This is a genomic window from Pseudomonas tritici, assembly GCF_014268275.3.
Taxonomy (GTDB): Bacteria; Pseudomonadota; Gammaproteobacteria; order Pseudomonadales; family Pseudomonadaceae; genus Aquipseudomonas; species Aquipseudomonas tritici.
On sequence record NZ_CP077084.1, the window covers coordinates 5,017,618 to 5,035,580 of the forward strand.

General features: G+C 60.1%; 20 protein-coding genes. 12 read left to right on the forward strand and 8 right to left on the reverse strand.

Annotated elements, in window-relative coordinates; genetic code table 11:
- The first annotated feature begins 85 nt into the window (after positions 1–85).
- Both HU722_RS22810 and HU722_RS22815 read left to right on the forward strand, forming a co-directional pair.
- Positions 86–1,036, forward strand: a complete 951-nt coding sequence (locus tag HU722_RS22810) for a hypothetical protein (protein ID WP_065875410.1) — start codon at positions 86–88, stop codon at positions 1,034–1,036.
- Between the two features lie 94 nt (positions 1,037–1,130).
- Positions 1,131–1,511, forward strand: coding sequence for a helix-turn-helix domain-containing protein (locus tag HU722_RS22815; protein ID WP_083207121.1), 381 nt, complete (start codon positions 1,131–1,133; stop codon positions 1,509–1,511).
- Here the strand turns inward: HU722_RS22815 and HU722_RS22820 are convergent.
- The 4 genes from HU722_RS22820 to HU722_RS22835 all read right to left on the reverse strand — a co-directional run bounded on the left by HU722_RS22820 (position 1,441) and on the right by HU722_RS22835 (position 5,613).
- A complete protein-coding gene (locus HU722_RS22820; protein ID WP_065875409.1) occupies positions 1,441–1,998 on the reverse strand; it encodes an AAA family ATPase in 558 nt (185 codons plus the stop codon). The two genes, HU722_RS22815 and HU722_RS22820, sit on opposite strands and share 71 nt — an antisense overlap.
- Positions 1,999–2,095: 97 nt before the next feature.
- On the reverse strand, positions 2,096–3,598 hold the full coding sequence (locus tag HU722_RS22825) for an amidase family protein (protein ID WP_065889870.1): 1,503 nt from the start codon (positions 3,596–3,598) through the stop codon (positions 2,096–2,098).
- A 110-nt stretch (positions 3,599–3,708) separates the two neighbouring features.
- Positions 3,709–4,290, reverse strand: a complete 582-nt coding sequence (locus HU722_RS22830; RefSeq protein WP_225930656.1) for a hypothetical protein — start codon at positions 4,288–4,290, stop codon at positions 3,709–3,711.
- Between the two features lie 273 nt (positions 4,291–4,563).
- Complete coding sequence (locus tag HU722_RS22835) at positions 4,564–5,613, reverse strand: MBL fold metallo-hydrolase (RefSeq protein WP_065875406.1); 1,050 nt, start codon at positions 5,611–5,613, stop codon at positions 4,564–4,566.
- Between the two features lie 122 nt (positions 5,614–5,735).
- Between HU722_RS22835 and HU722_RS22840 the strand changes: the two genes are divergently transcribed.
- The 4 genes from HU722_RS22840 (at position 5,736) to HU722_RS22855 (ending at position 9,803) form a co-directional block, all read left to right on the forward strand.
- Positions 5,736–6,362: a TetR/AcrR family transcriptional regulator gene (locus tag HU722_RS22840; protein ID WP_065875405.1), complete on the forward strand. Its 627-nt coding sequence runs from the start codon at positions 5,736–5,738 to the stop codon at positions 6,360–6,362.
- A 193-nt stretch (positions 6,363–6,555) separates the two neighbouring features.
- Positions 6,556–7,614 carry a diguanylate cyclase gene (locus tag HU722_RS22845; RefSeq protein WP_065889877.1) on the forward strand — a complete coding sequence of 353 codons (1,059 nt, stop codon included), beginning with the start codon at positions 6,556–6,558 and terminating at the stop codon, positions 7,612–7,614.
- 262 nt (positions 7,615–7,876) lie between these two features.
- A complete protein-coding gene (locus tag HU722_RS22850) occupies positions 7,877–9,196 on the forward strand; it encodes a methyl-accepting chemotaxis protein (protein ID WP_065875403.1) in 1,320 nt (439 codons plus the stop codon).
- 76 nt (positions 9,197–9,272) lie between these two features.
- Positions 9,273–9,803: a DUF1003 domain-containing protein gene (locus tag HU722_RS22855; RefSeq protein WP_065875402.1), complete on the forward strand. Its 531-nt coding sequence runs from the start codon at positions 9,273–9,275 to the stop codon at positions 9,801–9,803.
- On the opposite strand, the gene HU722_RS22860 is transcribed toward HU722_RS22855, so the two are convergent.
- Positions 9,788–10,705, reverse strand: coding sequence for a LysR family transcriptional regulator (locus HU722_RS22860; protein WP_065875401.1), 918 nt, complete (start codon positions 10,703–10,705; stop codon positions 9,788–9,790). The genes HU722_RS22855 and HU722_RS22860 overlap by 16 nt on opposite strands.
- A gap of 80 nt (positions 10,706–10,785) precedes the next feature.
- Here HU722_RS22860 and HU722_RS22865 point away from each other — a divergent pair, with 80 nt between their 5' ends.
- Positions 10,786–11,487, forward strand: a complete 702-nt coding sequence (locus HU722_RS22865; protein ID WP_065875400.1) for a CTP synthase C-terminal region-related (seleno)protein — start codon at positions 10,786–10,788, stop codon at positions 11,485–11,487.
- Positions 11,484–11,804: an antibiotic biosynthesis monooxygenase family protein gene (locus HU722_RS22870; protein WP_065875399.1), complete on the forward strand. Its 321-nt coding sequence runs from the start codon at positions 11,484–11,486 to the stop codon at positions 11,802–11,804. The genes HU722_RS22865 and HU722_RS22870 overlap by 4 nt, the downstream gene beginning before the upstream one ends.
- 228 nt (positions 11,805–12,032) lie before the next feature.
- Here HU722_RS22870 and HU722_RS22875 read toward each other — a convergent pair whose 3' ends face one another.
- Positions 12,033–12,356, reverse strand: coding sequence for a DUF2025 family protein (locus HU722_RS22875; protein ID WP_065875398.1), 324 nt, complete (start codon positions 12,354–12,356; stop codon positions 12,033–12,035).
- 232 nt (positions 12,357–12,588) lie between these two features.
- Between HU722_RS22875 and HU722_RS22880 the strand changes: the two genes are divergently transcribed.
- Positions 12,589–13,716, forward strand: a complete 1,128-nt coding sequence (locus HU722_RS22880) for a glycerophosphodiester phosphodiesterase family protein (protein WP_065875397.1) — start codon at positions 12,589–12,591, stop codon at positions 13,714–13,716.
- Positions 13,717–14,379 carry a helix-turn-helix domain-containing protein gene (locus HU722_RS22885; protein WP_065889878.1) on the forward strand — a complete coding sequence of 221 codons (663 nt, stop codon included), beginning with the start codon at positions 13,717–13,719 and terminating at the stop codon, positions 14,377–14,379. It abuts the gene before it with no gap.
- Here HU722_RS22885 and HU722_RS22890 read toward each other — a convergent pair.
- Positions 14,371–15,234 carry a sterol desaturase family protein gene (locus HU722_RS22890; RefSeq protein ID WP_065889879.1) on the reverse strand — a complete coding sequence of 288 codons (864 nt, stop codon included), beginning with the start codon at positions 15,232–15,234 and terminating at the stop codon, positions 14,371–14,373. The genes HU722_RS22885 and HU722_RS22890 overlap by 9 nt on opposite strands.
- 155 nt (positions 15,235–15,389) lie before the next feature.
- Here HU722_RS22890 and HU722_RS22895 point away from each other — a divergent pair, with 155 nt between their 5' ends.
- Together HU722_RS22895 and HU722_RS22900 are read left to right on the forward strand one after the other, a co-directional pair.
- Complete coding sequence (locus tag HU722_RS22895; RefSeq protein WP_065875394.1) at positions 15,390–15,695, forward strand: PepSY domain-containing protein; 306 nt, start codon at positions 15,390–15,392, stop codon at positions 15,693–15,695.
- Between the two features lie 182 nt (positions 15,696–15,877).
- A complete protein-coding gene (locus tag HU722_RS22900; protein ID WP_065889881.1) occupies positions 15,878–17,050 on the forward strand; it encodes a GAF domain-containing sensor histidine kinase in 1,173 nt (390 codons plus the stop codon).
- Here the strand turns inward: HU722_RS22900 and HU722_RS29315 are convergent, their stop codons facing one another.
- The gene (locus tag HU722_RS29315; protein ID WP_405045929.1) at positions 17,051–17,818 is read right to left on the reverse strand and encodes a methyl-accepting chemotaxis protein; all 768 of its coding nucleotides are present in this window, start codon (positions 17,816–17,818) and stop codon (positions 17,051–17,053) included. It abuts the gene before it with no gap.
- Between the last annotated feature and the right edge of the window lie 145 nt (positions 17,819–17,963).

The window sequence follows — 17,963 nt, forward strand, 5'->3', positions numbered from 1 at the left end:
GGAGGCGCTCGCTCCCACATTTTTGATCTCCATAGGGCTGATATTTGCGTAGTATCGCGCTACTCATCTCACGGACCCGAGCCCCATGAAATTCGACACGGCCTACTGCCTGAGTCTCGACGACAAGCTATCGATCTACGACGTACGAGACCTGAATTTCGACGAAACCGCTGATTTCGACTCAGACAAGGACAGTTTCCTGTGCCCCAATGATGCCTGCCGCGCAGCGTTTGATAAGGGCGGCAATACGCTGAGCACTTTCAACGCGAAGAACGTTAACTACCAGCGCACGCCGCATTTCAAGAACAAAACCAGCACCCGGCATATCGACGGCTGCCGCTACGCCAGCACGCACAAAACCGCGACGGATGAAGGTGACGACGAGCGCGAGGAAAATTTCCCATCGGAATTTGTGCTTACACGGCGTCAGTACGAGCGCAAGGCGCCACTGACCGGCGCGGAAGGAAGCAGCCCTCAAAATGCAGCGAAAACACCTTCAATTCGTGTATCCACATCCCACAGCACCAACGACAGCACCCCAGACAAAACCAGCGTCTTCGCCCACCCAGTGGAATGCTATGTGTCCAACATCGACGACAAGGACAAGCTCAAGAGCATGCCGTTGAAGATCGGCGAGCACACGGCAAGCTACTGGACGTTTTTCAAGAAGATCGAATACCTGCAAGACAACAAGGGCTTGATCTACTGGGGCAAGATCAAGGCGATCAAGGACTACACCAGCAGCTTTCGCATCGACTTCGAAAAGAAGGTGTGGCTCGATAAAAAGCCCTACTCAGTCAACGTGTACCTGAACAAAAAGCTTATCGAGAACTACCGCATGCGCACGGCGTTCCTGGAGCAGATCAAGGCTGCGGTGGACAGCGAGCGGGCGTTGTATTGCTTCTTCTACGGGGTGACCCCGGAGCTGAAACAGGTGCCGAGCAAGAAAAACCCCGAGCAGACATTTGGGGTGTTCAGCGCGAATATCGAGAACCTGGATCACTTGATCATTCGTGAGGCGCCGGGGGTGGATTAGTGGGTGAGTACAAATCCAGTTGATGAGCGGTCAAAACAACTGTACAAAAACACAGTATAGTTTGTCCTCCCCCGTCGAACCCTGGAGAAACCCCATGTCCTCTCTGGCAATGAGCTCTTTCGTAGAACAGCAGATCGTCCTGCATCAATTCACCGCCAAACACAGCGTACAGGCACGCGCGATGCTGGGCTGGAGCCGGGAAGACCTGGCCCGCCTGGCAGGTGTGTCGGCGGAGGCGATTCAACAGTTTGAAAGCCAGCGAGATGTGGGTGATGAAACCCGTCTGGCATTGGCATTTCGGTTGGAGGCCGAGGGGTTGGTATTTTTCCCGGGGTTTGCGCCGGGGTGGGGAATGAGTGTGCGCCGGTTTGACACGACCTCAACCGAGCCCACGCCCCAAGGCATCATCTCCCGCTTGCTCGGCACACCGACGGCATCAATTGACTCACCAACCCCTCAACCGAATGGTGCGTAGAGTCCAGCCGCATCACCGGGCAGGTCAGCGCCTTTAGCCAGGTTTCATGCCGGCGCAAGCTACGCAGGCTGTGGTTACCGCCATCATAGCGGGCGGCCCAGGCCAGGAACGCGACGCTGTTTTCATGGCGGCTACCACCTGGCAGGATCGCATCGCCGTAGCGTTGCACTTCCCGCAGGCGCAGACGGTGCAGGCGTGATTGCGAGTCGAGACGCAGGAATACTACGTGGGTGAAGTGCGGGATCATGGGGTCGCCCCAGCCGCACAGTGAGCCGGACAGCACCCAGCCTTCAAGATCGGCGGCTTGTTCCTGCAGCAAGCGGATGCGTTCATCTTTGGGTCGCGCGACGGTGAAAGGGTCTGGCGTCTGCTGCCAGTAGAAGTTGTCCGAATCGAAATAGGCAACGTTCAAGCGTTCGGCCAAGGCCTTGCCCAGCGTCGTGGTACCGGCGCCCGCTGCACCGAGGATGTGAATTCTGTAGGCCATGGCGGCCCTCCATGGCACTGAGTGTAGACGCCGGGAACCTCAGGACTGCGGTTGCAGTACCCGACGCCCCATTTGCGATGTGAAATTATGAGCCCGGTCAAAGCCCAGGTTTGATTGCCGCCTGGGCTGCCTGCTCATACCCATGGGCCACTGCCAACAACGTGGGCTCGGACCAGCGGGTACCAAAAAAGTAGGCACTGGTCGGTAGCCCGTCCTCGTTCGCCCCGGAAGGTACGGCGATCCCTGGGTAGCCGGCCGCTGCGACACCGAAGTAACTGTTGGTCTCGAAATCCGAGACCATGGCGTCGAGTTTTTCCGACGTGATCGGGTCGTCCACTGTGCTGCGAAAATCCTGGATCAATTCGTCCCACAGTGGCTTGCGCTGCTCCGGTGTCAGGGTTGAAGCGCTGATTTCCTTGAGCACCGGTTGATGATCCACGTCGGTGCCATCGCGCTCGTTGTTGAACTTGATCAACTCGGTCAACGACTTGACTGGTAACCCCGAACGCTTGGCCAGGTAACCGTTCAGTTCCTCCTTTACATCCGAAAGCAGTAACTCGTCGTAGCGTGAGGCATCCGCCAAGCGCATGTTGACCGGCACCAATACCGCATCCTGCTCGCGAAGCACCTCAAGTGTCCGGCCAAATTGCACGCTATTCACCACTGGCAGGGTTTCGCCATTTGCGGAGAACGTCGCGGGATATCCAATACGCTTGCCTTTCAAGGCGCCCGGAACCAGTAGTTCGGTGTAATCAATACCTTGGGGCGCTCCTACACTCGCTGGGTCTTGAGGATCGCTGCCGGACATGGCATTGAGCATCAGCGCTACGTCGAACACCGAGCGAGCCATCGGGCCCGGTGTGTCCTGGCGCTGGCTCGCGGGGATAATCCCATTGCGATCCAGCAGGCCGACGCTGGGCTTGAGCCCGACAACACCATTGAACGCTGCCGGCACAATGATCGAACCATTGGTTTCAGCCCCCACCGCCAAGGGTGCCAGGCCAGCGGCGACTGCGGCGGCGGAACCGGAGCTGGAACCGCCGACGTCCGCACCGGGCTGGTGAGGGTTGCGGGTTTGCCCACCCCGGCTACTCCAGCCATCGGGGCCACCTCGAAACCCAGCCAGTTCGGTCATATTGGTTTTACCCAGGATTACCGCGCCCTGCTGAATCAGGTGATCAACCAACGGCGCGTTCTTGCCGGCCGTTGCGCCGACCAGTCCATACGCACCTGCACTGGTTTGCATGCCTGAGGTTTCAATGGTGTCCTTGAGCAAAACAGGAATGCCATGCAGCGGCCCGCGCACGTTGCCGCTGGCTCGCTCACGATCCAACTCGCGTGCGGCCTCAAGTGCTTCAGGGTTGAGTTCAATGACGGAGCTCAGTTGCGGGTCCACCTTGCGAATCCGTTCCTGCAGGTAAGTGACCAGATTGGCCGATGTGAGCCCGTCCGACCGGGCCATTTGCGTGCCTAGCTCTTTGACACTGAGGTATTCGGTACCTGGAGGAACTGCCTTTGACGCGACGGGAGCGTAGTCGCCAGCGAAGGACTGCACGAGTTGCCGAACGATGGAGCCCATACCATATGCGATACCTAACATAAGACCTCTTAGGGGGTAAGAAATGACGAAGGACCCAGATTGATCCGTGCCCCAGTCTAAAAACCCATCCCCCGTTCAGCAGCGCGACGCAGGTCATTTACAACGTAGGATTATTCAACGCTGTGGGTAGCCACGCCTGCATCCATCAGATCCCGGACGCTCCGATACCCCTGTACCAGGCTTTTCAGCGAATCCCTCGACCATTGCGCACCGTAGAACCATAGCGTCGCACCATCCCCCAGTGGTTCGCCAAGCACCGGATACCCACTCCTGCAAGCGCTATGGAAAGCGGCGCTGCGGCTGTCGGACACCAACGCGTCCAGTTGATATTCATGCACAAGCTCATCGATTTCATTGCGCGAGTACTGCGGGCCATTGCCTTGGTGTGCAAGCACCGGTACCGGCTGAGCCCCCGCCTGTGACAGGATGTCCAGCGCTCTCAGGAAGGATGAGTTGTGCTCAATGAGCTCGTGTTCATGGCCGCCGGCGAACCGCTCGGCAAACCCCACGCGCCTGCCACTCAACGCTTGGGCTGGCGTAAAGGGGCTGTTGTTTTGGACGAGGGGCACTTGCACCATCACCGGCCCAGAAGGATCGACACCACTCAAGGCAATCAGTGACAGCGACGGGTCGCGCAGGGGTTTAAGGGGAAGTCCTGGGGCGTCATACCCCGGGACCGGAACGCTGCTCACAGGCTGATCATGAGCGCGGGGATCGATGCCAAAATTGATGCCTCTGAGGCTCGCATGATCCTTGGACGTAATTGCCTGACCTGACCGTTCAGTGAACACAGGTGCGGGGTGGTCTGTCGGACACGGCATACCCGCTGGCCAATATTTCCCACACTTACTCTCCATAAGATCTGCCTCCCGAAAAATGACTTTCCGGGAATCATCGCACCCTTGACCGGCGTCTGTCGCAGCTCTGAAACAGCTTGAAAACTCCTTTTTCCGATACCTCTTTCGTCAGCTGGCGAGGTGTTCCTGTGCGCCTTGGGTTTCCACCTCCAACCACCATGCATACCCACGCTCGGGTTGATTCAAGCTGAATGCCTGCCCCATCGGCGGCGTGGTAATCGAAACGCTGCGCTCCCACGCCAGGGCCATGATGCGGTCAAACGGTTCGTGCCACGCATGAAACGCCAGGTCGAAGGTGCCGTTGTGAATCGGCAGCAGCCAGCGGCCTTTGAGGTCGATGTGCGCTTGCAGGGTTTGCTCCGGCTGCATGTGCACATGGGGCCAATCGACGTTGTAAGCACCTGTTTCCATCAACGTCAGGTCAAACGGGCCGTACTGTTCGCCGATGCGTTTAAAGCCATCGAAGTAACCGGTATCACCGCTGAAAAAGATACGCCGCGCGCCATCGATCATCACCCAGGAACACCACAGGGTCTGGTTGGCATCAAACAGGCCGCGCCCGGAAAAATGCTGCGCAGGCGTGGCGACAAATCGAATGCCATCCACCTCAGTGCCTTGCCACCAATCCAACTGATGCACTTTGCTCGCCTCCACGCCCCACTTCACCAGGGTGTCGCCCACGCCCAGGGGCGCAAGAAAATAGCGGGTTTTGTCAGCCAATTGGACGACAGCCTTGCGGTCAAGATGGTCGTAGTGGTTGTGGGAAAGAATTACCGCTTCCAACGGCGGTAATTCCTCAAGACTGATGGGCGGTTGATGGAAACGCTTGGGGCCGGCCCAACTGAACGGGGACGCGCGCTCGGCGAACACCGGGTCGGTCACCCAGAATTTACCGCGCATTTTCAGCAATACAGTGGAATGCCCGAGGCGGAACACGCTGTGATCCGGGGCCGCCAGTAACTGCTCGCGGGTCAGCGGTTGCACCGGGATCTGCCCCACCGGTCGCGTGCTGCGCGGCTTGTTGAACAGCATGTTCCAGAAAATGCGCAAGGTCTTGCCGAAGCCACCGTGCTGCACAGGGGCATCGTTGCTGAAGTGGCCCTGGTCCTGCCTGGGGGTTGCTGGCGAAGAATCGACACGGGACGAGATCGTGGCCATTACCGGGTGACTCCTACGGGTCGCTATAAATTACACTGCACAGTGTAGTTTCAAGATTGCAACAAAATCCGGAGCAAGTAAACTACCGAGTGTAATTTTCCCTGAAGAGCCGAGCGCTGCCCATGACTGCCCCTCAACGCCTCACCGACCGCAAACGCGAAGCCATCGTGGCAGCGGCCATCGCCGAGTTTCGCGAGAACGGTTTCGAGGTCACCAGCATGGACAAGATCGCCGCCACCGCCGGCGTTTCCAAGCGCACGGTGTATAACCACTTCCCCAGCAAGGAAGAGTTGTTCGCCGAAATACTCCATCAACTCTGGGCCAGCAGCGTCGCACAACTCGACGTCAGCTACGCCAGCGATCGCCCGCTGCGTGAACAACTGCGTGGGTTGCTGGAAGCGAAGATGAAGATGATGTCGGACGCCAATTTCCTCGACCTGGCCCGGGTCGCGATCGCCGCCACCATCCACTCCCCGGAGCGCGCACAAGACATGGTCAACCGCCTGAGCACGCGTGAAGAAGGCTTCACCCAGTGGGTACGCGCCGCTCAAGAGGACGGCCGACTCAACTGCAGCGACCCGGCATTTGCCGCGCACCAGATCCAGAGCCTGCTCAAAGCCTTCGCATTCTGGCCGCAGATCACGTTGGGCCTGCCGGTACTCGACGCGGCCAATCAGGCCAGCGTTATCGAGTCAGCCATTGACCTGTTTCTGGCTGGGTACGCGGTCCCCCCTTCAAGTCATCAGTAAGAAACCGTTGCTTGAGCGACATTCCTGGTCGTTTTTGACGTATTCGCACGCTGTCCTGCACAAATGGCTTGGAAGGACACTGATTATTCACACGCGAATCACTGACAATATTCACCATTATTATCCGATCAACGGTTCTACCCGCTGACGCACATCGCTGCACCCGCAGAAAAAAGAACTGCCCCAGGAATTTATGGAAAACAGACGAGGCAAAGGGCTTTCATTTGCCAGGCGTATCTACAAGCCAAGGATTATCGGCCTGGGTATCGGCTGCATCAGTGTCGCAGGCGCCCTTTATCCGCTGGCGATGCCGGGCTGGGTATGGGCATTCCTGCTGTTCAACGGTTTTGCCTGGGCGCATCTGGCATACCAACTCTCGACTCGTGCGCAATTCCCCTATCAGGCCGAGCAGCGCAATCTGCTGTACGACTCGTTGTGGGGTGGATTCTGGGCCACGGCCACGCAGTTCACGCCCCTCACAACCGTGACGATCCTTTCAATGATGACCATGAACAACGTCGCTGCGGGCGGCAAGCGTCTGTTCCTGCGCGGGTTGTTGGCGCAAGCCGCCGGTATCGGCGTCGCAGGTGCGCTGTTCGGCTTCACGTTCAACCCCAATGTCAGCCTCACTCAGGTTTACACCTGCCTGCCGATGCTGACGCTCTACCCCATGGCCATCGGGATGGTCTGCTACCAACTGGCGATCAAACTGTCCGAACATAAACGTGCGCTCAGCGCCCTCAGCCGCACCGACAGCCTCACCGGCCTGCTTAACCACGGTTCATGGAAAGACCTGCTGCACCTCAAGTTCCACAAGTGCCAGCAGCAACAAAGCCACGCCACGATTGCCTTGATCGATATCGATCACTTCAAACAGATCAACGACACCCACGGCCACATCGTCGGTGATGCCGTACTGCGCCAATTGAGCCTGGAACTGCGGCGCAACCTGCGTGAAAACGACTTGGCCGGGCGTTACGGTGGCGATGAGTTCTGTGTGATTCTTCCGCAAGTACCGTTGGAAGAAGCGGCGCAGGTGATGGAACGCATGCGCGAAACCTTCTGCAACTATCGCAACCCGCAGATCCCAGAGCTGCGTGTCAGCCTGAGCATCGGCCTGGCAGATTTCCACCCCTACTTCACCGATGCCGCGATGTGGCTGAATGCGGCGGATCGGGCGCTGTACGCCGCCAAGGACACCGGGCGCAACCGGGTCAATGTCAGCGAAGAAGTGATCGCCCACTCCGCCTGAAGTTGTCCTACGACTCTTCGTCTGAATCTTCCTCTCGGCACCCGAGAAGGAAGCACAATGCCACCATTGGTCGGCTACCCAAAAAAGGTCCTGCCCCTGGGGCGAACTTCTTGCCAGGCTGATCACTCTGAACCCGTTGTTCCCCCCCTCTGTCAGCACAAGGAAGCTGACAATGAGCAAGTCAACCGTATGGCGGATGCCTTACGGGGGCAGGCGCATACCCACGGAAACCCTAGAAGTTTGCTTGCCCGAGCACCCGAACATGCTATTCAACGCCCATAAAAAAACCATCAACACCTTGCAACACACCATTGCCCAACAGGCCAGCCTGCTGGACGCTATCGAGCGCTCCATGGCGGTGATCGAATTCGACCTGTCCGGCAACGTGTTACGGGCCAACCCCAACTTCCTCCAGACCATGGGCTACCGCGCCGAGCAGGTCGAGGGCCAGTCCCATCGAATGTTCTGTACCCCAGCGTTCGCCCGCAGCGCCGAGTACAACCAATTGTGGTCGAACTTGCGCAATGGTCAGTTCCAGTCCGGCACCTTTGAACGCGTGGCCGGCGATGGCCAGTCGGTGTGGCTGGAAGCCAGCTACAACCCGGTGCGTGATGACGCGGGTCAAGTGATCAAAGTGGTGAAGTACGCCATGGACGTCACCCCACGGCTACAGGCCGAAAGCGAAGCCAATGCCAAACTCGAGGCCATCGGCCGTGCCATGGCGGTGATCGAGTTCAACCTCGACGGCACCATCATCACTGCCAACGCAAACTTCCTGCAGCGCATGGGCTACAGCCTGGCGCAGATCCAGGGTCAGCATCACCGTATGTTCTGCACCGCAGAGATGGCCAAAAGCTCGGCCTACAGTGATTTCTGGCAGCGCCTGAACCAAGGCGAATTGTTCAGCGGCCAGTTCGAGCGGGTGGATAAAAATGGCCAAACCGTGTGGCTCGAAGCCAACTACAACCCGGTGTACGACGCCAGCGGGCGCCTGTGCAAAGTGGTCAAGTTCGCCTCCGATGTCACCGCTATGGTGCAACAACATGCCGCCGACGCTGCCAGCGCGGCCCAGGCGTACCATATTTCCCTGACCACTCGGGACATCGCCGAAAAAGGCGCCGAGGTGATCCAGCAAACGGCCAGTGGCATGCGCGACATTGCCGCGGACATCGACAGCTCCTCGCAGCTGATCGCCAAGTTGGGCGAGCGTTCGCAGCAGATCACCACCATCGTCAACACCATTCGTGGCATCGCCGACCAGACCAACCTGCTGGCACTCAACGCCGCCATCGAGGCGGCGCGTGCAGGCGAACAAGGTCGCGGGTTTGCGGTGGTGGCGGATGAAGTACGCCAACTGGCGGCGCGCACCAGCGGCTCCACGACGGAAATTTCCAGCATGATCGCGATGATCCAGGATGAAACCCGCCAGGCCATCCACAGCATGGACGGCACCCGCGACCGCGCTGCGCAAGGGGTCGACCTGGCCAATCGCGCTGGCACCGTGATCCTGCAGATTCGCGAAGGCACCAGCGAGGCGGTCCAGGCGGTGAGTACGTTTGCCAATGAGCGCGGCGGCAACTGACCGGTTCTTCATGTGCCTGCCGGGGGGCTCGGTCTATAGTGCTTGATTGTCTGCAAGCAAAAGACCCGAGCCCGCCATGACCCCAGAAAAGCCCGAAGCCACGCCCGTTGACCACCTGCGCTTCCACCGCTCTCACGCCCACCTGGCACCGACCTTCGGCAACGACACCTTTGCCCTCAAGGCCGAAGCCTTCGCCCGCTTCTTCGGCACTCCCACCTTCCTCGGCGCGCAAACCGCAATCGTGGTGCTGTGGGTGGTGCTGAACGCAACCGGCATCACGCACTTTGATGTGTACCCGTTCATCCTGCTCAACCTGGCCTTCAGCCTGCAATCGGCCTACGCCGCGCCGCTGATCCTGCTGGCCCAGACGCGCCAGGCTGCCCGCGACAAAGCGCAGACGGACGCCGATGCCCTGCACCGCGAAGCCTTGGCGACTGCCAATACCGAGCGCCAGGCCCAGGCCGAGCAGACCACCAGACAGTTACTGGAACTGCTGGAGCAAAATACCCGGCTTACGGAAATGACCAAACAACTGACAGAACACATCGAAAGCCTGACGTGTGAAATGCATGAGCACTTTGTCCGAAAACCTCAAGAACTCCAGTGATCCCCGGTGGGAGCGGCGGTGCCACACTTCATCCCAATATGCCGCCCCAGTTCATCGAACAGCGTCACCACCGAGCGCAACGCCCGGCAGTCCGCGCGCGTGAGCAACCACAACGCCGTATCGTGCCCGGCCAACGCGGGGCCCAGCGGTTGCAGGCCTGCATCCAATAGAAAGTCCGGCAACGCCGCCACCCCCAACCCCGCCCGCACCAAATCGGTGACCGATAACATGCTGTTGCAGCGATAACTGGGGCGCACACCGGGCAGGTGCTCGCAGCGCCAGGCGACCGTAGGGTGGTCGGGCAGGAAGTCATCCGGGGCGATCCAGGGCAGGTCGGCCAACTCACGGCCCGCGTGTTGGCGGGCGAAACCAGGGCTGGCGCATACCTGATAGGCCACGCCGCCAAGGCGACGGCCCACCAGATGCTCCGGCGGCGTGCGGGTCAGGCGCAGGGCGATGTCCGCGTCGCGGCGGCTGAGGTTGGCGAAATCATTCGACGTGCTCAGCTCCAGGATCAACGCAGGGTACTGCGGCATGAATTGCGCCAGGGCCGGCAGCAATAAACCCTGCAACACCGAATCGGTACAGGTCAGGCGCACCGTGCCGCTGATCACTTCCCCCCCCTGCTCCACGCCAACACGCGCCGCCTCCAGTGCTTGTTCAGCGCGCTCCGCCTGTTGGGCCAGGTTGCTTGCCAGGCTGGTGGGCAAGTAGCCAGTGCGGCTCTTTTCAAACAGTGTCTGGCCCAGCGCCGCCTCCAGGCGCCGCACTGCGCGGAACACCGTGGACACGTCCACCCGCAACAACGCCGCCGCCCGAGCGAGGGTGCCGCCGCGCACCAGGGCAAGGATCAGCGACAGGTCAGGGTAGTCAATTGAATAGTGCGTGGCTGCATTGAACATGTGGGAAAACGCCAATTTTAATTGCGTGCTCGCCAATCTATAGTGCACCCCAGGACACCACAAGCCATGGGACGTACACGATGAACGCCACACCCTTGCACCTCGCCCTGATCGGCGATTACAACCCCGATGTTATCGCCCACCAGGCCATACCCGTGGCGTTGCAACAGGCAGCCGACACCCTGGGCCTGACCGTTCATACCCAGTGGCTCGACACGGATGCCCTGCCCCAGTCACTGCATGGCTTCGACGGGTTCTGGTGCGTGCCCGGCAGCCCCTACCGCGATACCGATGGCGCACTGCGAGCGATCCGTTTTGCCCGCGAACAGCGGCGACCGTTTCTCGGCACCTGCGGCGGTTTTCAACACGCAGTGTTGGAATATGCCCGCAATGTGCTGGGCTGGAAGGACGCCGAGCATGGCGAACTCGCTCCGCATGCAAAGCGCGCGGTGATCACGCCACTGAACTGCACACTGGTGGAAGCCACCGACACCGTGCGTTTGGCGCCCTACACCCGCATCGCCGAAGCCTACGGGACTCTTGATGTACAGGAAGGTTATCGTTGCCGCTATGGCGTGAACCCTGAGTTTCTCAATGCCCTGCTGGAAGGCGATCTGATCCCCAGTGGCCATGACTCGGCAGGTGACCTGCGCGCGGTGGAACTGCTCGACCACCCGTTCTTCGTGGCCACCCTGTTCCAACCCGAACGCAGCGCATTAAAAGGCGTCACCCCACCCTTGGCGATTGCCCTGCTCAAAGCCTGTCAGGCGGTGTCGGCATGATCGCGCGCACGCCTGCCCCGCCCTACTACGCGGTGATTTTCAGCTCACTGCGCACCGAGGGCGATCAAGGTTACGGCCACGCGGCCAACCGCATGCTGGAACTGGCGCGCGAACAACCGGGGTTTCTCGGTGTGGAATCGGCACGGGAAGATGGCCTGGGGATTACCGTGTCGTACTGGGAGAGTGAGGCGGCGATTTCGGCGTGGAAGCAGCACGCCGAGCATCAAGCGGTGCGCGAACAGGGGCGCGCCACTTGGTACTCGGCCTTTCAGACCCGGGTGTGCAAAGTCGAACGGGCCTACGCATTCCAAAATTGAAATAGTACCTGAAGAGCAGCACAAAACCCTGTGAGGCTTGCTTGCGATAGCCAAAGGTATCTACGAAATATTGTAGTGAGCGGGCTTGCCCCGCGCTGGGCTGCGAAGCGGCCCTAAAACCTGACACTGCGTTTTGTCTGGATAACCGCGGTGGCTTTATTGGGGCCGCTTCGCAGCCCAGCGCGGGGCAAGCCCGCTCACTACAAACACCTATGGTTGTCGCCTTATTCAGCTCACCAGACTGCGCAACGCACTGATCTGCGCAATCTCCACCCGCCGCATGTACACCCGCAACGGTTCGGTGATGTTGATGCGGTCGTCGATGTTCTGGTCCAGCAGCAATTGGAGGCGTTCGCGGGACAGGGTCATGGTCTGCTCCGGGGCCGGCAGCCAGACAAACTCGGCGGTGGGGATGATGCCGTCATCGGCCACGTCCATACCGAAGGCGTCTTCGCTGAAACGTACGATGTACTGGCCGGTCTTGCGGTTGAGGCCAACAAACCCGTGGAGTTGGTCGGCGGCCTGGCAGATAAGCTCGGAGGTGATGCGCATGGTAAACCTCACTGAAAAGTCCTACATGGACTGGAAAGATGGTTTACACGCGTGGCGAAAAGTACCGTCCTCTAACGGGGCAGCTTCGGCCAAGAGTACTGCAATGCATCCCATAAAAACCCGAAAATTTTGCCCGTGCGCACGTTAATGTCGGTTTGGTGATAGCGCCTTTCGCCATCAATTGTTAAAAAGGAGGCCTTCTCAAAGCCTCCTCCACGAAAGGACTTCGCATATGCCTGTCACGTTTACCAAGAGCGCCCTGCTGCTGGCCCTGATGCTCGGCCTTGGCCAAGCACAGGCTGCCGACCCGATCAGCCCGGCTGAATTGGCGACTAACGAAGGCATCCCCTACCCTGCCGTGATCGCCCACCGGGGCGCTTCGTACGACGCCCCTGAGTCCACCGCCGCCGCCTACAAGGTTGCGCGTGACTTGGGCGCCGACTACCTGGAACTGGACCTGCAGCGCAGCAAGGACGGCGTGCTGTTCGCCCTGCACGACAACAACTTGCAGCGCACCACCGACGTGGCCACCAAGTTTCCCGACCGCAAGGACGCCCCGGCCAACGAGTTCACCTGGAAAGAATTGCAAACCCTCGACGCCGGCAGCTGGTTCAACGCCGCCTACCCGGACCGCGCCCGCCCGGGTTTCGTCGGCCTGAAAATCCAGAGCCTGGACGACATCATCAAGATCGCCGAAGGCAACCCGCAGCACAAACCCGGCCTCTACATCGAGACCAAGGAGCCCAAGCAATTCCCAGGCATCGAAGCCGACCTGAAGAACAAGCTGCTGGACAAAGGCTGGCTGAGTTCCGCTGGCTCCAAGCTGGGCAAGAGCAACACCGGCGTCGGCCAGGGCAAGGGCCGCGTGGTGCTGCAAACTTTCGAAGTGGCGAGCCTCAAAGAGCTGCAGAACGAAATGCCCAACACCCCGAAAATCCTCCTGCTGTGGGTGGGTGAAGGCAGCATCGAACCGAAAAACAAGCAGACCTTCGCCGAATCCGGTGAAACCACCAAGGCCGCCTACTACGCCAAGCAGGAGCCTAAGGACGCTGCTGAGTTCGAAAAATGGGTCGACGAAGCCAAGAGCCTCGGCGCCATCGGCACCGGCCCATCGGCTGAGCTGACAGACCACGGCGACCAGAGCTATACGGACTTAGTCAAACCCGAGATGAACAAGCTGACCCACGACAAAGGCCTGCTGGTACACGTCTACACCGTGGATGAGCCGGTCGACTTCGAGAAGGTAATGAAAGCGGGCGTCGATGGCATCTTCACCAACCGCGCCGCCGAACTGCTGAAGTTCTACAAACGCTGGCCGTCGTCCAGCGTGCAGGACCTGCTGAACGACTATAAGTACTGAGTGAAGGCCGAATGGTCAGGCCGCCTGTGGTTGGGGCGTGACTACGGCCTTATCCTCGGCGAGCTGGGGCGCACCGCGCCCCATGCACATTACGCCCACCAGTTGATGCTCTGCGCCCGGCCAATCACGGTCAGCCTCGATGGCCAGGTCACTACAACCCATCGCCTGTTTATCCCTTCGCGGCAGACCCACGCCATTCTCGACACTGAGGGTGAGGTAAAGGTGCTGTATGCCGAACCCGCCGTGTTTGATACCGCCCACTTGCAACACCTGTTGATCCACGAGCAGCTGTCCCTGGAGGGGTTGCGCCAACTCCCCCGGCGCACGCTGGATGATCCACGCGTGGAACGAGCCCTTGCTGCACTGGATCAACAGTTGAGCGGCAAGGTTTCTGCCCACGCCCTGGCCGAAGCGGCGCACCTGTCATTGAGCCAACTGGAGCGGCTGTTCTCGGATCAACTCGGCTTGCCCGTGCGCCGCCTGGTGCTGTGGCGACGCTTGCGCATCGCCCTGCAATTGGCACTTGCCGGCGGCACACTGACCGACGCTGCGCACGGTGCGGGTTTTGCCGATTCCGCGCACTTCTCACGAACCATGAAGCAGTTGTTTGGCGTCACGGCGGCAGCCTCATTGCGCCAGCTGGAGGTGCAGCTATTAGCGTAAATCGTCTGGCAGTGCCGGCTCCTTGCTCAAGGCAACCGGCCTGAACGGGTCACGCAACTGTTCCCCATATGCCACCGGGAAATCCGGTCGACTGCCAATCCCCAGGTCTCCCGGCCCCATGCGATACCCCTCGCGATAGAACGCCGTGCCCAGCAGCCAATCCCACAGATTGAAAAACAGCGCGAAATTCACATCCCCGGCGCGACCGTACTTCATATGGTGAAACCGATGCACCGGCGCCCAGGCGAACACCCAGCGCAACGGCCCCAGGCGCATGTCTACATTGGAATGCTGCAACAACAATTGAACGGCGATGGTCAATGCCAGCAACTGCGCAACCGGCGTGGGAATGCCCAGCAGGATCAATGGCAACAGCCCCGCCGTGGCTTCCAGCATCTGGTGCAACGGATGCTTCATCAAACCATTGAAGCCGTAAAGCCGCTGCACGCTGTGGTGCACCGCATGCAAACGCCACAGCGCCCCAATGCGGTGGCTGGCGTAATGCATCAAGGTAATACCGGCATCAGCGAGCACAATCGCCATCAGCAGTTGCTCCCACAGCGGCCAGCCACGCGGCCAGATACCTTCAAACGCCAACAGCGCCGTAAGCCCCGGCAGGATCAACAACCCAGCGGCATTCAGGCTTTCGTTGACCAAGGCGTGCAAGGTGTCGCGCCGACGATCGCCCAGGCTGCGATTCCACTGCGGTTCATAGGGCAACCACCGCTCTGCCAGGAATGACACTGCGACGGCTATCACGAACAGCAGAATCAAGCTGTTCGGCTGCCACAGTCCGCAACCGATAAACCCCAGCAAAAAGGTGGGCGCGTAGATCCAACTCACTAACCGTTTCATGCCGAGTCTCCTTTGAAGTGAGCCCCCAGCATGAAATCCCCCGCGCGCGTCGGATTGAACAAACTGCGCAACCGCTTGAAATAATTAAGGATGAATTAAGTTGCGCTGGATAACCTGATCCCACTTAAACAGCTCACCAGACAAGGACACACACCATGAAAAACCTGACCGCTTTGTTCGCCGCTACCGCCCTGACCCTGACCGCCGGCCTGGCCCAGGCCGATGTTCGCCCAGACCAGATTCCAGGCCTGTTGCAGTCCGGCGCCGTGAAGCCTTTCGAGCAGCTCAACAAAGACGCCGTAGCCAAACACCCCGGCGCCACCATCAATGACACCGAGCTGGACAACGAAGCCGGCCGCCTGGTCTACGAGGTGGACCTGACCGACACCACCGGCAAAAAGTGGGACGTGAAGCTTGACGCCAAAACCAGCGAAGTCCTGGAAAACAAGCTCGACACTTGAGTTGTCTTCTTAAAAAACCGCGCCACCTAAGGGTGGCGCGGTTTTTTTGTGCGCGCTCGTCGGCAAGCTGTAGGAAATTCATCCCGGCGACGAAGGAAGTTGCCTACATACACTGCAAGGCCGTTAGAATCCCGTGCATCAGCCAAGGCATGACGCCCACCGCACACCAACAGAGACAGCCAATGGGGCAAAAAGCTGCCGACATCGCCACTATCGGTCGCATCAGCGCCGTGCCGGCCATGCTCAAGGTCATCAGTGACATGACCGGCCTGCGGTTTGCCGCTGTTGCCCGCGTTACGGAAAACACCTGGACAGCCTGCGCGGTGCTCGACACCCTGGGTTTCGGCCTGGGTGTCGGTGGCGAGCTGGACCTGACCACCACCCTCTGCCACGAAATCCGCAGCTCCCACGTGTCTGTGGTGATCGATAAAGCCAGCGAAGACCCGCTCTACCACGACCACCACACCCCACAGATCTACCGATTTGAAAGCTATATTTCCGTGCCCGTGTTTCGAACCGATGGGCGCTTCTTCGGCACCATTTGCGCGCTCGACCCCAACCCCGCCTGCCTGCGCAACAGCACCATCCAATCGACCATGGAGTCATTTGCTCGCGTGCTGTCGCTGCAAATCGAGGCCGAAGAGAGCCAGCAACGAACCGAAACCGACTTGCAGGAAGAGCGTCGCACCGCCGAATTACGCGAGCAGTTCATCGCGGTGCTCGGGCATGATCTGCGCAACCCACTGTTCGCGATCAATTTCGGCGCCGAACGGCTGCTGCGCAAGCACCCCGACCCTGCCACTGACAGCACCGTGCGGCATATCCTCACCAGTGGTCGGCGTGCGGCGCAACTGGTGGAAGACGTGCTGGATTTCGCCCGTGGACGTATGGGCAGCGGCATTCCGGTAAGCATGGGCGATTGCCAGGGCTTACAGGCCGCGTTGCAACATGTGGTGTCAGAGGTCCAGAGCGTCCACCCACGACGCGAGATTGTGGCGAATATCGGCGAACTTCGAGGGTTCAAGGGTGACCGGGAACGGTTGGCGCAACTGCTCTCCAACCTGGTCGCCAACGCCATCCACCACGGCAGCCACGATGGCCCTGTTGAAGTCACGGCCAGGGTCGAGCAGTCGCACTTCACGCTGACGGTGAAAAACCCCGGGCAGATCAGTGCACAGGCCCTGCCTCGGTTGTTCCAGCCCTATGCGCGGCCGGTCAAGGAGGCGCCCCAGGCCGGGCTTGGCCTGGGGTTGTACATCGTCAAGCAAATTGCCGATGCCCACGGCGGTGAGCTGAGCGTGTCCACCACCGAACAGCACGGCACCGTGTTCACGTTCAGCTTGCCGACCGCTTGATCAGGCGCCCAAACGCGCCGTCACCTCATTCAACTCGCTCGACAACCCGCGCAGGTTGTGGCTTGCCGCTTCGGTGCGCTTGACGTTATCGAGGTTGGCCGTGGCCACGGTGGTGATCTGCGTGATGTTGCGCGAGATATCCTCCGCCACCGATGTCTGCTCCTCGGCAGCCGTGGCGATCTGGCGGTTCATGTCGCGGATCGCCTCCACCGCCTGGGTGATGTGAGCCAGCATGGCGCCGGCTTGCGTCACCTTCTCCACGCTGTCATCACTGCACGACTGGCCGCTCAGGATGGCTTCGGCCGCGTCCACCGCGCCGGTTTGCACGGCCTCGATAATGCCGTTGATCTCGATGATCGACGCCGCCGTGCGTTGCGCCAGGCTGCGCACTTCATCGGCCACCACCGCGAAACCACGACCGGCCTCGCCTGCGCGCGCGGCTTCGATCGCAGCGTTGAGCGCCAGCAGATTGGTCTGCTCGGCGATCCCGCGTATCACTTCCAGCACCTTGCCGATGCGCACGCTATCGGTTTCCAAGCGGCGGATGATGGTGCCGGTGTTGAGGATCTCGTTGCGCATCTGGCCGATGGTGGCGATGGTGACCTTCATCACCTCACCGCCTTCGCGGGCCGAATGATCCGCCTCATCAGCAGCACGGGAAGCACTGGCGGCGTGGCGCGCAACTTCCTGAGCGGTGGCCGACATTTCCGTCATGGCCGTGGCCACCTGGTCGGTGCGGTTGAATTGATCACTGGTACCGTTGGCCATCTGCCCGGCGATAGCATTCAACTCGCCGCTGGAACTGACCAGGTCGGTGGCGCTGCGCTGCAGGCGGCTGAACGTTTCGGCAAGAAAATCGCGCAAGGTATTCGCCGCTGCGGCCAGATGGCCCAGCTCATCCTGGCGACGGCTG

Bases quoted from the DNA above. Each gene is read 5' to 3' on its own strand.
- HU722_RS22810 (WP_065875410.1), top strand. From the start codon at position 86: ATGAAATTCGACACGGCCTACTGCCTGAGTCTCGACGACAAGCTATCG.
- HU722_RS22815 (WP_083207121.1), top strand. From the start codon at position 1,131: ATGTCCTCTCTGGCAATGAGCTCTTTCGTAGAACAGCAGATCGTCCTG.
- HU722_RS22820 (WP_065875409.1), bottom strand. From the start codon at position 1,998: ATGGCCTACAGAATTCACATCCTCGGTGCAGCGGGCGCCGGTACCACG.
- HU722_RS22825 (WP_065889870.1), bottom strand. From the start codon at position 3,598: ATGTTAGGTATCGCATATGGTATGGGCTCCATCGTTCGGCAACTCGTG.
- HU722_RS22835 (WP_065875406.1), bottom strand. From the start codon at position 5,613: ATGGCCACGATCTCGTCCCGTGTCGATTCTTCGCCAGCAACCCCCAGG.
- HU722_RS22840 (WP_065875405.1), top strand. From the start codon at position 5,736: ATGACTGCCCCTCAACGCCTCACCGACCGCAAACGCGAAGCCATCGTG.
- HU722_RS22845 (WP_065889877.1), top strand. From the start codon at position 6,556: ATGGAAAACAGACGAGGCAAAGGGCTTTCATTTGCCAGGCGTATCTAC.
- HU722_RS22850 (WP_065875403.1), top strand. From the start codon at position 7,877: ATGCTATTCAACGCCCATAAAAAAACCATCAACACCTTGCAACACACC.
- HU722_RS22855 (WP_065875402.1), top strand. From the start codon at position 9,273: ATGACCCCAGAAAAGCCCGAAGCCACGCCCGTTGACCACCTGCGCTTC.
- HU722_RS22860 (WP_065875401.1), bottom strand. From the start codon at position 10,705: ATGTTCAATGCAGCCACGCACTATTCAATTGACTACCCTGACCTGTCG.
- HU722_RS22865 (WP_065875400.1), top strand. From the start codon at position 10,786: ATGAACGCCACACCCTTGCACCTCGCCCTGATCGGCGATTACAACCCC.
- HU722_RS22870 (WP_065875399.1), top strand. From the start codon at position 11,484: ATGATCGCGCGCACGCCTGCCCCGCCCTACTACGCGGTGATTTTCAGC.
- HU722_RS22875 (WP_065875398.1), bottom strand. From the start codon at position 12,356: ATGCGCATCACCTCCGAGCTTATCTGCCAGGCCGCCGACCAACTCCAC.
- HU722_RS22880 (WP_065875397.1), top strand. From the start codon at position 12,589: ATGCCTGTCACGTTTACCAAGAGCGCCCTGCTGCTGGCCCTGATGCTC.
- HU722_RS22890 (WP_065889879.1), bottom strand. From the start codon at position 15,234: ATGAAACGGTTAGTGAGTTGGATCTACGCGCCCACCTTTTTGCTGGGG.
- HU722_RS22895 (WP_065875394.1), top strand. From the start codon at position 15,390: ATGAAAAACCTGACCGCTTTGTTCGCCGCTACCGCCCTGACCCTGACC.
- HU722_RS22900 (WP_065889881.1), top strand. From the start codon at position 15,878: ATGGGGCAAAAAGCTGCCGACATCGCCACTATCGGTCGCATCAGCGCC.
- HU722_RS29315 (WP_405045929.1), bottom strand. From the start codon at position 17,818: ATGGCCAACGGTACCAGTGATCAATTCAACCGCACCGACCAGGTGGCC.